The organism is Paenibacillus sp. DMB5 (assembly GCF_001517085.1).
Taxonomy (GTDB): Bacteria; Bacillota; Bacilli; order Paenibacillales; family Paenibacillaceae; genus Paenibacillus_AQ.
This window is the reverse complement of sequence record NZ_LRAC01000131.1, coordinates 30,956-44,932: the sequence shown is the minus strand read 5'-3', so window position 1 is coordinate 44,932 and position 13,977 is coordinate 30,956. Positions and strand designations below refer to the sequence as shown.

Here is a 13,977-nt window from a genome sequence, read left to right as displayed (position 1 = left end):
TTAAGAAACCGCCGCGCAGGTCTCAAGAAACTGGCGTCCGAAGTTCCGGCAGCTGTCCTTTTCCGCCGCATTCGGGCCGTATTCAATCTTCAGGCTCTCCTGAACGATTTTTGCCCCGCGCTCCTTCAGTTTTTCTTCAATTAGGTCAACAGCACCGCAATAAATGGAATAACCGGTATCTCCGCTGCCAAATGCGGCTGCCTTGAAGCCGGCCAGATCAAGCTCATCCATCTCCTCATAGAAATCAAGGAACTCGTCAGGCAGCTCGCCGTCACCCCAGGTATAAGCTCCCAGCACTACAGCCTCATAGTTATTTATCTCATCCGCATTACAGTCGGTTACCGATTTCAAAACGGCCTCTCCGCCTGCCTGGCGTATCCCCTCTGCGATCAGTTCTGCGATCTCTTCCGTGTTACCGGTCAAGCTGGCATATGCCACAAGCACCTTAGCCATGATTCTGTCCTCCCCAGTTATGCATGAAGTATATAACGGCCCGTGAACGTGCCCCGAAGCCAGGATTAATTACCCTTATTCTATTTGATAATGATTCTCATTGTCAACATATAAAAAACCGGACAGCAGCCCTGCAGTCTGGCCATTGTCCGGTTACCTCTTTTAGATCCTATATTCGGAGAATCATCATATGCTTAATATGCGCCTTCAAGCAGAGTAATTCCGTTGCCGTCCGGGTCCCGGAAATTCATCTCCCTGCCCCCGTATTCCATCGTAACAGGCGGCTCGCAATCAAGACCGCGGGCTTTAAGCTCTGCGTAGGTCTCATCCAGGCTGCTGCAGGAGAACACCAGATTGACAACGCCTGTCGTATGCTTGCCCCACTTATGCTCGTCCCAGATTATAATTCCCGGCAGTCCGCCCTCAAAGCCGATCTTCGCCCCGTCGCTGTTGCCGAATCCTTCGAAGGGAACGGGAATTCCGAGAATCTCTGAATAGAAAGCTGCGAGAGCAGCGGTGTCCTTCGTATACAGATTAATACCTTCAAAAGCTGAGATCATGGAAAGCTCCCTCTCTTCATATGTTTTGTCAGCCTTGTCCGGCTATTGTATCCATTCTAACCCTCCGTCCAGTCCCCGTATTGTAAAAATGCGACATTCATTTACCAGCATACACCAGTGCTTCCCGCGGAGTCTGGCCGGCAAACCGCTTAAAGCTGTTGTTAAAATGGGACTGATCGCTGTAACCGAAGCTATGGACCAGATCCTGAATATTGCGGAACTGCGGCGTCGGACAGTACAGATTCCGCCACACATTCTGAAATCTGACCAGATCGGCTGTCTGTTTCGGTGATATACCGATATAATCGCGGAAAAGCCGCTCAAGCTGCCGGCTGCTGAGGACCGATTCGGCAGAGAGTCCGGATACCGTCTTCACTCCTTTTGCCTGTAAAAGGGCATGTACCGCGTTCATTAGCCCGTTGTTGATATTGCCCGCATTATCCAGACGGCGCAGCAGGTACTCTTCAGCCCAGGCGATCCGCTCTGTCAGTGTCCGGGCTGCTGCCAGTCTTTCCCCAAGCTCTTTGCGGAAGGAGCTGAAATACCAGTCAACCTCGCCGTAAAAATTTTTTACATCCCGGAGATGCTCATCCGCAAACAGATGCACAGACCAGAAATGAAACCGGATGGCAAAACGTTGCCTGCCCGCAGTCTGTCCGTCTCCGTCCACTTCAAACGGAGTATCATTGATTCCGCAAAATACGCCGCCGGCAGCACCTGTGGCCGTATCCCATTCCCAGATAATGTCCATACAGGTATCTGGGATGATTATTTCCCGTGCCGCCTTCCGGCTGTCCGGCTTGTCCGTCAGCACTGAGCATCCGGCAAGATCAGCTTCCGGTGCTGGTACAGTGCCCCAATAGCAGCGGATATATGGCCTCAGCGCCTTGCTCGGGCTGAACTCCCCAGCCCCGCCCGGTCTGGCGGTGATCGGATAATACAGCTCTCCCAGATTGTACACCACATTTCCTCCGTTCTCACGGTAATAGTCCACTGTTTCCGCTTCCCGTTTCTTATGATCATACACAATCAATAACTGCATATAAAGCCTGACTATTATTGGTTTAGGGCATTATGGCAAGCAGACAGGATGGGTAAGCTGAGAATAGCCGCTGCTTCGTAACCTTTTTGTTTGTAGCCGCCCTGTTAAATGTTGTACAATAAAATCTAAATGAATTTTTGAAGGATGGATTAATGATGTATATTGCAGGCGATTGGAAAGACTACGAAGTTATTGATACCGGAGGCGGCGAAAAGCTGGAGCGCTGGGGCGACATTATCCTGCGCCGTCCGGACCCGCAGATTATCTGGCCGCTGGCCCAGGAAACAGCCAAATGGCGTGATGTGCACGGACATTATCACCGCAGCTCCTCCGGGGGCGGACAATGGGAAATGAAAAAGAGTATTCCGGATGACTGGAAGATCAGCTACGGCAAGCTGAAGTTCCACCTGCGTCCGACTAATTTCAAGCATACCGGCCTTTTCCCTGAGCAGGCAGCGAACTGGAGCTGGATGATGGACAAGATCGCCGGTGCGAACCGTCCGATTTCTGTGCTTAACCTGTTCGCTTATACCGGCGGAGCTACTGTCGCTGCAGCCAGTGCAGGTGCATCGGTTGTTCATGTAGATGCAGCCAAGGGCATGGTTCAGTGGGCAAAAGAAAATATCCAGCTGTCCGGTCTCGGCGAGCGTCCGGTCCGCTTCATTACTGACGACGTATTCAAATTCGTTCAGCGTGAACAGCGCCGCGGCAGCAAATACGATGCGATCATCATGGACCCTCCGTCCTACGGCCGCGGACCCGGGGGCGAAATGTGGAAGCTGGAGTCCAGCCTCTACCCGTTCCTCGAAAGCTGTATGGAGATCATGAGCGACAGACCGCTGTTCATGCTGATCAATTCCTACACCACCGGCATTTCGCCGACCGTTCTGCGCAATATGCTCTCTATGACCATGGGCAAGCGTTACGGCGGCAAACTGACCTCGGGTGAGATCGGTCTGCCGATCACAGCCTCCGGCATGAACCTGCCTTGCGGAATTCTGGGCCGCTGGGAGGCGTAAGCCATGAATATGCAGCATAACGGTGCGGGAGAAGGACCGTCCGGCGGACAGTCTCGTTTTGAGATTTTGTTCGAGGACAATCATCTGCTTGGCATTGTGAAGCCGGTGAATATACCTGTACAGGAAGACGCCACCGGCGACCCTGATCTCCTGAGCCTGCTCAAGGAGGATATCAAGGAACGGTATAACAAGCCCGGCAATGTCTTCATGGGGCTTGTGCACCGGCTTGACCGCCCGGTTGGCGGTGCCATGATCTTCGCCAAGACCTCCAAGGCAGCCTCGCGGCTGTCGGACAGCGTCCGTACCCATGCCTTCCGCAAGGTGTACCTGACCGTCGTCCACGGCAAGCCGCCCGCTTCCCAGGGCCGGCTGATCAACACTTTGCTTAAGGACGCGAAGAGCAACACCGTCTCTATTGTCCGCAAAGGCACGCCCGGCGGCAAGGAAGCTATTCTTGACTATACCGTGCTGGGCACCGCAGAAGGCTACAGCCTGCTGAAGATCGATCTGCTTACCGGACGCTCGCACCAGATCCGTGTGCAGCTTAGCGGAATCGGCTGCCCGCTGTTCGGCGACCAGAAATACGGTGCTGCCGTTAACCGTCCGGGACAGCAGATCGCCCTCTGGTCGGCTGTTGTCGGCTTCCCGCACCCGGTTACCAAAGAAGAGATTGAACTCATCTCGCTGCCCCCGCAGGCCCATCCCTGGGATCTGTGGCCGCAGCAGGTGCAGAAACAGGCCATCCGCTGAGGATGGCCTGTTTGATTTAAGGGCTTGGCGCTATCAATCCGGCGCAATTACTTTGCTGTACGTGGCACCCGTTACAATGGGAATACTGCTTAAGCTCTGTATAAGTGGAAATTTGTCATCTAATTCGTTAACGCGCACGATCATCGGTTCCTAAAGCAGATGCTCTGTATTAAACCAATGTTTAAGGTGTCATACTTTCAGGCGCCGGGGCTACCGCCATCTTCCCCATCAGATACAGCAGAAGCTGCTGGTTATGCGATGAAATCGGGTCGAGCGCTTCGGCGAAAAAATCACTTCGCACTTTTAATCCGCGCGCTGCTTCCTTCCGGCCTACCTCGGTAATGCTCACCCAGACAATCCGCCGGTCTGCCGCATCGCGTTCACGCACGATCAGTCCGTTCTTCTCCATCCGGTCAAGCAGCATCGTTACTGCCGCCGGGCTGGTCGCCAGATGAGGCGCCAGATCAGAAGGCTTCATCGCATCTCTTTCCTGCAGCAGTTCCAATACGGTGAGCTGGGCATCAGTCAGTGTAGGGGCAAGGTTGCTGTCCATATGTAATTTGTAGTCCTTTAAGATTTTGTGCCAGATTTTACTGAATTCAGAGGAGTGCACACTTATTCCTTCCTTTCCCTGCGGATCTCAATCCGGTATATCTACATTTTCGAGAAATAAATACCATTTCCTGCTAAACAAAAAAATAATTCTGAAACAGCCCCGAAGACCTGCCTGCAGCATTTGGAAAAATAAAACGGCGCATGTCTCAGCTTTCAAAAAAGCTGTACATGCGCGTTATCATTTAGATCCTCTTTACCGGCTTTATTCCGTTATTTAATAGCCGGGAAAAGCGTAATAATCTCATCCTTCTTCTCCAATGTAACCATTGCCTTGCCTATGGAACGCCGTTCGCCAAGCGGTGCCGATTCGGATGAGAAGGTGTGTACCTGCCCGTCACGGGTAATGGCCACCAGCTCCAGCGGCTCCCTGCAGTGGAACGCGCCGGCGATCCGGCTGCCGTTCGGTTTAACACGCTTGCCTTCCTTGAACTCAAAGGTCGGCATCCCCTTGCCGCCGCGGCTCTGGGAAGGGTAATCCACTAGCAGGCTTCGCTTGGCGTAACCGATATCTGTAACAGCAAGGATCTCTCCCTCATCCTCACTCACCCAGAAGCAGGAGACCACCTCGTCACCCTCGCGCAGCTGAATGCCTCTAACCCCGCTGGCCACACGGCCCATCGGGTTCACTTCGCTTTCCTTGAAACGGATGCACATTCCATCACGGCTCACCAGCACAATGTCCTTGTCCCCGCTGCTGAGCGCTACTGTAATGATCTCATCGCCTTCAGCAACCTTGCAGGCGGCTACAGCCCCTGAGCGGCTGGTAGAATACTCCTTGAGCTCCGTACGCTTCACCTGGCCCTTGCGCGTAACAAATACAAGGCTGGACTGCGGATCGTCCAGATTGCCCACCGGCAGCATGCTTACAACGCTGTCACCCTTGGCGAGGCTTATGACGTTGACAATTGCCGTTCCCGGCTCCTTCCACTTAAATTCCGGTATCTGGTGAACCGGAAGCAGGAAGTACTGGCCTTTGCGGGTGAAGACAAGCAGGCTGTCCCGGGTATTGAGGTCGAGCAGCCTGACGATATGATCGCCGTCCTTGACTCCGGAAGCATTACGTTCACCGCCGGAGCGGGTAAAGGACAGCATGCCGGTCCGCTTAATATAGCCGTCGGCAGAGAGCGCTACTAGCACATCTTCTGCGTTAACCAGCACTTCAAGGCTGACCTTTAATTCTTCAACTTCGCCTTGAATCAGCGAGCGGCGGTCAATGCCGTATTTATCACGGATTTCCAGCAGTTCCTTGCGGATAACGGCAATCAGCTTCTTGTCGCTGTTCAGAATACCGTTCAATGTGTTGATCCGGGCCATCATTTCATCGAGTTCTTTCTGCAATGAATGAATCTCCAGATTTGTCAGGCGGTACAGCTGCAGGGTAAGAATCGAATCCGCCTGGCGCTCACTGAAGCCGAACATCCAGACCAGGTTGTTCTGGGCATCCTGGCGGTTCTTGGAAGCCTTGATTGCCGCAATGACCTCGTCCAGGATGTTAAGCGCCTTGACCAGTCCCTCCAGCACATGCGCACGGTCCTCTGCCCGTTCCAGGTCAAACTGGGTGCGGCGTGTTACCACCTCGCGCTGGTGGGCGATATAAGCCTCCAGAATCGCTTTGAGGCCAAGCTGCTGCGGCGCTTTGTTCACAATGGCTACCATGTTGAAGTTATACGTAACCTGCAGATCGGTCTTTTTGAGCAAGTATGCCAGAACGCCCTGGGCATCGGCATCCTTCTTCAGCTCGACTACAATGCGCAGGCCTTCCCGGCCGCTCTCATCGCGGACTTCCGCGATGCCGTCGATCTTCTTCTCCAGCCGGATATTCTCCATTGAAGTAACCAGCCGCGATTTCACGATCTGGAACGGCACCTCGGTAATGACAATCTGCTGCTTGCCGCCGCGTAAGTTTTCGATCTCGGTCTTGGAGCGCAGATAAATCCGCCCTTTGCCGGTGCGGTAAGCATCCATAATTCCGTCGCCGCCCATAATCGTACCACCGGTCGGGAAATCGGGGCCTTTGATAAAGGTCATGATGTCCTCCAGCGAAATGTCCGGCTTCTGCATAACGGCAATACAGGCGTCGATCACTTCACGCAGGTTATGCGGCGGAATCTCAGTCGCAAAGCCGGCAGAAATCCCGCTTGTTCCATTAACCAGCAGGTTCGGAAAACGCGACGGCACCACTACCGGTTCCTTCGCTGTATTATCAAAGTTATCCTTGAACAGGACCGTGCGCTTCTCAATATCGCGCATCATCTCCATCGCAATCGGCGACAGGCGGGCCTCGGTATAACGCATTGCAGCCGCCGGGTCATCATCCATCGAGCCCCAGTTACCGTGTCCGTCTACCAGGACATGCCCCATTTTCCATGGCTGGGCCATCCGGACCATGCCCTCATAGATGGAGGAGTCACCATGGGGATGGTAGTTACCCATAACGTCACCGACGGTTTTTGCGGATTTGCGGTACGGCTTGTCCGGGGTATTCCCCGAGTCGTACATGGCATACAGAATCCGGCGCTGCACAGGCTTCAGCCCGTCCCGTACATCGGGAATCGCCCGGTCCTGAATAATATATTTGGAATACCGGCCAAAGCGGTCACCGACGACCTCTTCCAGAAAAGCCGGCGAAAATTGTTCTGATAAACTGCTCACTTGGCTCACCTTCTGTTCCTCAATCTATCCCGTTAAAAAAAGTCTGATGATTATCGTCATTCCGCAGAAAGTCTGGACTTGCAACCGCTGTTATTCTCGAATCTACATTATTGTCCGCTATACAGATTAACTTATAGATTTCTTATTTGGGCTTTGCCGTGACTCCAGTGAATGTTTGGACTTCCGGCGGCTGTTGTCTGCAGATTTCCTGATTTAATCCGCTGTTCGCGGTTGAAATCCGCAGACTGCATATGCTTTCGTAGCGAGCTTTTCTGCGAAAAGCCTTCAGGCGGTCGCATTCGCTCCTACAGTTCCAAAATTCCCTTCCGCCACTTCTCCTAATAAAAGTATAAAAGTTGAATCTTTATAGCAAGGTTGAAATTCAAGAATAAAGGCGAACGTTGCCGCCTTGCAGGCTTTAACTCTGCTCCATTCCTCTAATCATCAAGCTTTTAGAAACCGGAAGCAATCGTCACTTCCGCTAAAATCCATGCCGCAAAGAATCTGCGGCAGGTGTAAAGCAAAGACGGGTTAAACGTGCATCCCGCCGTAAACTGCAGAGCAGAGCAGCCGCTGACCGGCTACTTCTACTCGATTATCTCCGTAAAATCAACATTCTCAACGATCCAGCGCTTGCGCGGGTCGACCTTGTCCCCCATCAGGGTGGAGACGCGGCGCTCCGCCTTGGCGGCATCCTCGATCTGCACCTGGAGCAGGTTCCGGGTGTCCTGGTTCATCGTTGTCTCCCACAGCTGCTCAGGGTTCATCTCGCCGAGTCCCTTATAGCGCTGGAGCTCGAAATTCTTGCCGAACTCCTTCAGGTAGTTCTGCAGCTCTTCATCACTCCAGGCATAGCGCACGGTTTCCAGCTTGCCCGATTTGCGGGTCAGCTTGTACAGCGGCGGCTGGGCGATGAAGACCTTGCCGGCATCAATCAGCGGCTTCATGTAACGGTAGAAGAAGGTCAGCAGCAGCACCTGGATATGTGCGCCGTCCGTGTCGGCGTCAGTCATGATAATGATCTTGGAATAATTGCTGTCCTCAACGGCAAAATCCGGGCCGATCCCGGCACCAATTGCCGAAATAATCGCCTTGTATTCATCATTCTTCAGAATATCAAGCAGCTTGGCCTTCTCCGGATTCATCGGCTTGCCCTTCAGCGGCAGAATCGCCTGAATTTTGGAATCACGGCCCTGCTTGGCTGAGCCGCCGGCGGAATCCCCTTCGACGATGAACAGCTCAGTGCGTGTAACATCCTTCGACTGGGCCGGTGACAGCTTGCCGCCGAGATTGGAGCTCTCGCTGCGTTTCTTGCCGCTGCGGATCTCGTCTCTCGCCTTGCGCGCCGCTTCACGGGCCTTGGAGGCCTGAATCGACTTCTTCAGCAGACTCTGGGCTACCTGCGGGTTCTCCTCAAGAAACCGGGCCATATTCTCGGCCACAATATAATCCACAGCGCTGCGGGCAGAGGCACTGCCTAGCTGATCCTTGGTCTGGCCGACGAATTCAACCTCAGCCATCTTGACGCTGATGACGGCCATCATGCCTTCACGCAGATCGTTGCCTTCAAGATTCTTGTCCTTTTCCTTCAGCAGCTGCGTTCGGCGGGCGTACTCATTCATTACGCGCGTATAGGCTGTCTTGAACCCGGTTTCGTGAGTTCCCCCGCTGCGGGTTGGAATAGAGTTGACGAATGAAGCCAGCGTTTCTGTATAACCTGCGTTATACTGCAGCGCTACTTCAACTTCGATCTCATCCTTCTCTGAACTGAAGTGGATGACGTCATGCAGCGTATCCTTGCCTTCGTTCAGGAACTGCACAAACTGGCTGGCGCCACCTTCATAGAAATATTCATCCTGGCGTCCGCTGCGCTCGTCATTCAGCGTGATCCGCAGACCCGAGTTCAGGAAGGCAATCTCCTGCACCCGTTCCGCAAGCGTGTCGTAGCTCAGGGCAATGCCGTTTGCGAAGACGCGAATATCCGGCTTGAAGGTGATCTTCGTACCGGTCTTGTTCGTATTGCCGAGAATCTCGAGGCCGGTTACAGGCTCGCCTACATGCTCCTTACCGCTCTTGTCCACCCAGTATTCGAACCGCTGGCGGTGGGTTTTACCGTCACGGTAAATCTCCACCTCCAGCCACTCGGACAGGGCGTTGGTAACAGAAGCGCCTACGCCGTGCAGTCCGCCCGATTTTTTGTAGCCGGAGCCGCCGAATTTACCGCCTGCATGCAGAATCGTAAATACAACCTGCGGCGTCGGCACTCCCGTTTTGTGCATTCCAGTCGGGATTCCCCGCCCATTATCAATGACGGTAACCGAACCGTCCTTACGCAATGTAATATCAATTTTGGAACAAAATTTGGCTAAATGCTCATCAACGGCGTTATCCACGATTTCCCATACAAGATGGTGCAGTCCCGAAGAACTCGTACTGCCGATATACATGCCGGGCCGTTTGCGGACCGCAACCAGACCTTCGAGCACCTGAATGTCGTCAGCATCGTATCCGGTACGGCCTGCTTCGCCGTCCTTGGAGACTTTTGCAAACATATCGATCTGTTCGAGCATTCATGCTCCTCCTTCTTTATCTCACTTACTCTGAAATGCAAACAAACGTTTTCGTTCACTTTGTACATTCTAATTCAAAATATCCCTTTTCGTAAAGACGGCGAATGAAATGATTATTGCGGCAAGCCCCCAAACTGACAATACCGCGAGTGAAAAGGGCAGTGTCATTCCCTCAATCGGAGCGGGTGTGCCTGCCAAATAACCGGTGAGACCCAGATTGACCATGAACAAATACTTTGCGGTTGACCAGGCTGCAGCCATGTTCGTCAGGATCGTTCCGGCAATCAGCGCTGCCATCATCACTACTATGCTCGCCGCCGTGCTGCGCACCAGAACCGAAACCATGAAGGCCAGCAGGGCAACAACTACGCTTACGAACCAGATCAGCCCGCCCTGCATTAGCAGGTACTTCCACTGGGGCACCGAATGCACGCCGCTCATATCAACGGTATCCCCGCTCAGCTGAAAGCCGGTGAACACCGGAATATTAAAGCCCTTATAGCCAAAAGCAAGCCCGGATATCAGATAGCTGATCACAAAAACCGAAAGCACGATCAGGGACACGAACATGAGCAGTGCGGCCATTTTGCTGAAGAGCACCTTCCAGCGTCTGACCGGGCGGGTCAGCAGCATTTTGATGGTGCCCGTCGTCCGTTCACCGGATACCAGATCCGAAGCAACCGCCATAATCAGCAGCGGAATGAACAGGGAAACCGAATTATCGAGAAACTCACGGGTAAAGGTAACCCCGCTCGGCTCATTGGGATTGACATCATGGTCCAGATAATACTGCAGCTGCTGGATAAAAATCCTCCGGTACGATTTCCATTCTTCCGGAATGCGGTCGCTGCTGAGTGAATTCTGGTTATCGGTGATCCGCTGCTGGATCTCCAGCCGCCAGTCCGAGTTGAACTTGTCCCGGCTGCGCTCGGCAATCCGCATCTGCGCATAGGTAAACATCGGCACCAGCACAAGCAGAATCAGCAGGATAACATAGAAGCGCTTCTTTTTTATTATTTTGGTACACTCATTGCGGATGAGCGGAAGCAGATTAGTCAATAGATTCACCTTCCGTTAGCTTCAAGAATAGCTGTTCCAGTGTAGGATTGATTTTATGCACGGCATTTACCTCCACGCCTGCCGCCACCATTGCGGCCACAGTCTCCGGAATGAGGGCTTCGTCCATGGCTGTGATGACCGAGCCCCCGCCCATACCGGCAATAACCGAGTCGTCCAGGGTAACTTCATCGAGCCCGAGCAGCCGGATGCCGGCATGCTCTTCCAGGATGGCCCTGGCCGCCGGAACCGGCGCCAGATCCCAGAGAACATAAGGGGAGTTGCGGGCGACAAGCTCATCCACACCGCCGACAGCCAGCACCCGCCCCTTGCTGATAATGGCTACCCGGTCGCACAGCAGCTGAATTTCGCTCAGCAGATGGCTGGAGACAAATACGGCCAGGCCGCCTTCAGCCAGCTTACGGATAAATTCACGCAGCTCCTTGATTCCTTTGGGGTCAAGCCCGTTTGTCGGCTCATCCAGAATGAGCAGCCGCGGACGTCCGAGCAGCGCCTGGGCAATACCGAGCCGCTGCCGCATCCCGAGTGAATAGGTGCTGACCTTGTCATGAATCCGCTGGTCAAGACGGACGATCTCCACTACCTCTGCAATCCGCTGCTCATCTACTCCCGGCTGCATCCGGGCAAAATGCTGCAGATTTTCCCAGCCGGTCAGATAGGTGTAGACCTCCGGATTTTCCACGATCGACCCTACGAATTGGAGCGCTTTTTCAGGATTACGGTTAACGTTATAGCCGCAGACGGTAATAGTGCCCTCTGTCGGACGGATCAAATCGACGAGCATCCGGATGGTAGTCGTTTTGCCGGCGCCGTTCGGTCCCAGAAACCCGAAGATTTCCCCTTCCTTCACGTCAAAAGTGACATCATCTATGATCCATTTGCGGCTGATTTTTTTGCGGACGCCTTTTACGGACAACACAATATCTGCGGGCTCTGCGCCTCTCTCTTTTGCCATATACACAGCTCCTTGCTGACGTTCATTCTGGTCTTATTGGATTCCATTCCGTTATTACCGTATAGCCTGCACAATCCGCTCGCTGATCCGCTGATAGCCGTCGCCGTTCGGGTGAAAATGATCACTTGAGAGATACTTGTCCAAGTGGCGGTTAAACAAATCAAAGGTCGGAACAAGCGTCATATTGCTGTGCGTGTTGATGATGTCCATCGCCGCGCTGTTCCAGGCCGTCACCGCCTGATTGCCCGGCACCAGCAGATCCTCGATATCGCCAAAGGGATTATACAATCCCACATAATAGACCTGCGCTTGCGGATTAATCTCGGCAATGGTCTCCAGAATCTCTCCCAGCCGCTTTGCCGCATCCGGGAGGGCAGCCAGCAGTGCTTCCGGTGTCAGCTCCTCTTCATTCGGCTTCGGCGTAGAGGTAACAAGCGCACTTGGCTTCCCGTCAAGAACGCCGCCAGGCTGAACTGCGCTTGTGCTGCCCTCAGCATCTACAGCCGGAGCCTGGTCTGCACCCGCCGTGCCTGCCTCACCCTCGGTTCCGTTGCCCAGAATATCCGAGCCGCGGAACAGGTCGTTGCCGCCGATGGACACCAGCACTACGCTCGCCTGACGAAGCGCGTACTGGACGCCTTCCTCCTGCAGCTTCGTCTGCAGCCCGGCAGTAGTCAGACCGTTAATTCCCATATTGCCGAGCAGCTGTGCCTGGCCTCCGTCCTTCGTCAGCCCGTCCAGCGTTCGTCTGACAAAACCGCTGCCGCTGTTGTCGCCTGTGCCTTTGGCCAGTGAGTCGCCCAGTGCCAGAATCTTCACTTCACCTGCTGCGGCCGGTACCGGCGCTACGGTCTCCTGCGGCAGTGAGCCGGTCAGCGCCTCCCCTTGGGGGTTGATAATATCGCCTATTGCATATACAAAGCCCACAATTAAAAGAAGTGTAGCCGCGACAGAAATCAGGCTTACACTGCGCCAGGTCCATTTTGAATCCTTCAAAGCAATCCCTCCGTATGCCTCTATTCTCCATTGTTCCACATTTTACAAACTTCTTAACGTATGTAAATAAACATAATTCTTCTATACACAATTTGCAAATAAGCAGGAGGCATTACAATGCAGGTAACCCATTTTCACTTTCTTTTAATATTCGGGCTGTATGCTGGAGAAAACTAACGAGTCTGAGGGGTGGGAGAATGCCTAACATTTGGATGCATCTGGAGTACGGAAAACAGCTTGCAGCAGAGCTTCAAGGGGAATTTGCTTTTCTCGATGACTTCAAAATACATCCCGAGCTGTTTCAGCTGGGCTGCCAGGGGCCTGATTTTCTGCTGTATCACAGCTTTTTTCCCTGGAAAAAAGAAACCCGGGCGCTCCGGCTCGGCGATGTCATGCATACAGAGCACTGCGGCCCGGTGCTGGTCGAGTTCTGGGAGCGGACCTTGGCCCTGCCCGCCGGTGAGCGGCGGGAAGCCCAGCAGTACTTTCTCGGGTTCATCACCCATCATCTGCTTGACCGCAATCTTCATCCTTATATCAACTGGAAGGCAGGCTATCAGCACCGGAATCACCAGCGTTTTGAGATTGTGCTGGACACTTTGTTTATGAAGTCGCTGAAGCAGATGGATAACTGGCAGCACGCAGCCTGGAAGCAAATCAATGTAGGCTCACATCTGCCCTTCAGCGTGCACGGCATTCTTCACGACACGGCTTCCCGCTGGTATCCCGAGACCGGCAGAATTCCACGCGAGATGTGGGACGAAGCCTACCTGGATATGCTGCTGGCCCATAAGTTCCTGTACGATCCCAGAGGCTGGAAGAAATCGCTGCTGCGCGGCAAAGCCCTCCGGCTCTTCTCCCGGCCGCTGTCCCCTGCTGAAGAGCAGCTTGATTACTTAAACGAAAGACACGGCGAGTGGCGGCATTCCGCCCTTTATTCCGAGGTGCGCACCGAAAGTGTCTGGGACTTGTGGGAGCAAGCGCTGGCAGAAGGGCGGACCGTCCTGAGGGCGCTTGCCTCATGGCTGAATAGTACGTCAGCAGCGGATAAGGCCCGGGCTATGGAGTATTTCGTGCATCTGCTGGGTGACCGCTCCTACGACACAGGCAAGGAATGCAGCAGCCGGCTGAAAAACCAGTATGCCGAGCCGATCTGGGAGGCAGGCATTTCCTGAACCCCCGGAATTCCGTCAAAAAAAGGACTGCACTGGAGTGAGCCGTTAAGGCGGCTTGTCCAGGCAGTCCTTTTGTATGAGTTTCTGTCTAATAGTGTGTGTCGTTATAAGAC

12 protein-coding genes are annotated in these 13,977 nt (G+C 53.7%); 3 read left to right on the top strand and 9 right to left on the bottom strand.

Annotated elements, in window-relative coordinates:
* The 3 genes from AWJ19_RS19430 to AWJ19_RS19420 form a co-directional block, all read right to left on the bottom strand.
* Positions 1-453, bottom strand: coding sequence for a flavodoxin (locus tag AWJ19_RS19430; protein ID WP_068726270.1), 453 nt, complete (start codon positions 451-453; stop codon positions 1-3).
* A 194-nt stretch (positions 454-647) separates the two neighbouring features.
* Positions 648-1,013, bottom strand: coding sequence for a VOC family protein (locus AWJ19_RS19425; protein ID WP_068726269.1), 366 nt, complete (start codon positions 1,011-1,013; stop codon positions 648-650).
* A 97-nt stretch (positions 1,014-1,110) separates the two neighbouring features.
* Positions 1,111-2,007, bottom strand: coding sequence for a helix-turn-helix domain-containing protein (locus AWJ19_RS19420; RefSeq protein ID WP_198536603.1), 897 nt, complete (start codon positions 2,005-2,007; stop codon positions 1,111-1,113).
* A 203-nt stretch (positions 2,008-2,210) separates the two neighbouring features.
* Here AWJ19_RS19420 and AWJ19_RS19415 point away from each other — a divergent pair, with 203 nt between their 5' ends.
* Both AWJ19_RS19415 and AWJ19_RS19410 read left to right on the top strand, forming a co-directional pair.
* Positions 2,211-3,074, top strand: coding sequence for a class I SAM-dependent methyltransferase (locus AWJ19_RS19415; RefSeq protein ID WP_068726265.1), 864 nt, complete (start codon positions 2,211-2,213; stop codon positions 3,072-3,074).
* 3 nt (positions 3,075-3,077) lie between these two features.
* Entirely contained in the window at positions 3,078-3,824 is a 747-nt protein-coding gene (locus AWJ19_RS19410; RefSeq protein WP_068726263.1) for an RluA family pseudouridine synthase, read from the top strand.
* A 181-nt stretch (positions 3,825-4,005) separates the two neighbouring features.
* Here AWJ19_RS19410 and AWJ19_RS19405 read toward each other — a convergent pair whose 3' ends face one another.
* From AWJ19_RS19405 to AWJ19_RS19380, 6 genes are all read right to left on the bottom strand, one after another.
* Positions 4,006-4,437: a MarR family transcriptional regulator gene (locus AWJ19_RS19405; protein WP_068726261.1), complete on the bottom strand. Its 432-nt coding sequence runs from the start codon at positions 4,435-4,437 to the stop codon at positions 4,006-4,008.
* Between the two features lie 212 nt (positions 4,438-4,649).
* Positions 4,650-7,091, bottom strand: coding sequence for a DNA gyrase subunit A (gene gyrA / locus AWJ19_RS19400; protein WP_068726259.1), 2,442 nt, complete (start codon positions 7,089-7,091; stop codon positions 4,650-4,652).
* 587 nt (positions 7,092-7,678) lie between these two features.
* Entirely contained in the window at positions 7,679-9,661 is a 1,983-nt protein-coding gene (gene parE, locus AWJ19_RS19395; RefSeq protein WP_068726257.1) for a DNA topoisomerase IV subunit B, read from the bottom strand.
* 69 nt (positions 9,662-9,730) lie between these two features.
* The gene (locus tag AWJ19_RS19390) at positions 9,731-10,720 is read right to left on the bottom strand and encodes an ABC transporter permease (RefSeq protein ID WP_068726255.1); all 990 of its coding nucleotides are present in this window, start codon (positions 10,718-10,720) and stop codon (positions 9,731-9,733) included.
* Positions 10,713-11,693, bottom strand: a complete 981-nt coding sequence (locus tag AWJ19_RS19385) for an ABC transporter ATP-binding protein (RefSeq protein WP_068726253.1) — start codon at positions 11,691-11,693, stop codon at positions 10,713-10,715. The genes AWJ19_RS19390 and AWJ19_RS19385 overlap by 8 nt, the downstream gene beginning before the upstream one ends.
* Before the next feature lie 54 nt (positions 11,694-11,747).
* Positions 11,748-12,689: a GDSL-type esterase/lipase family protein gene (locus tag AWJ19_RS19380; protein WP_068726251.1), complete on the bottom strand. Its 942-nt coding sequence runs from the start codon at positions 12,687-12,689 to the stop codon at positions 11,748-11,750.
* Between the two features lie 197 nt (positions 12,690-12,886).
* Between AWJ19_RS19380 and AWJ19_RS19375 the strand changes: the two genes are divergently transcribed.
* Positions 12,887-13,864: a zinc dependent phospholipase C family protein gene (locus tag AWJ19_RS19375; RefSeq protein WP_068726249.1), complete on the top strand. Its 978-nt coding sequence runs from the start codon at positions 12,887-12,889 to the stop codon at positions 13,862-13,864.
* Positions 13,865-13,977: the final 113 nt, after the last annotated feature.